This is a genomic window from Variovorax sp. P2_H12 (assembly GCF_056403395.1).
Window position 1 is genome coordinate 1 of sequence record NZ_JBFUFO010000350.1, and the last position, 341, is coordinate 341.

The window sequence follows — 341 nt, forward strand, 5'->3', positions numbered from 1 at the left end:
CGCTGGTACTGGTCGGCCGCGATCATCACGGCCTTGTAGCCGGCGATGTTGGCCTGCGAGGAGAGCACGTCCATGCTCTGCGCGCGCGTGGTGCGCGGCGCGGCCTCCAGCGCGAAGGCCGTGAGGCCCGCCGCGGCCAGCCGCTGCAGGCCCGCCCCGTCGAASGGGTTGAGCATGCCGATGACCACCGTGCCCGGCTTCATCAGCGCGCTCTCGCGCTCGTCCGGCGTGCGCACCTTCAGCACGATCTCGGCGCCGAACGCCCCCGCCGCATCCGTGATCTCGGCCCCCGCGGCCTGGTACGCCGCATCGGTCACGCTCGCAGCCACGCCCGCGCCCGC

General features: G+C 74.1%; 1 pseudogene. It reads right to left on the minus strand.

What is annotated here, in order from left to right:
* Positions 1–341, minus strand: a pseudogene (locus AC1DYK_RS36425) (NAD(P)(+) transhydrogenase (Re/Si-specific) subunit alpha); the annotation flags it as partial.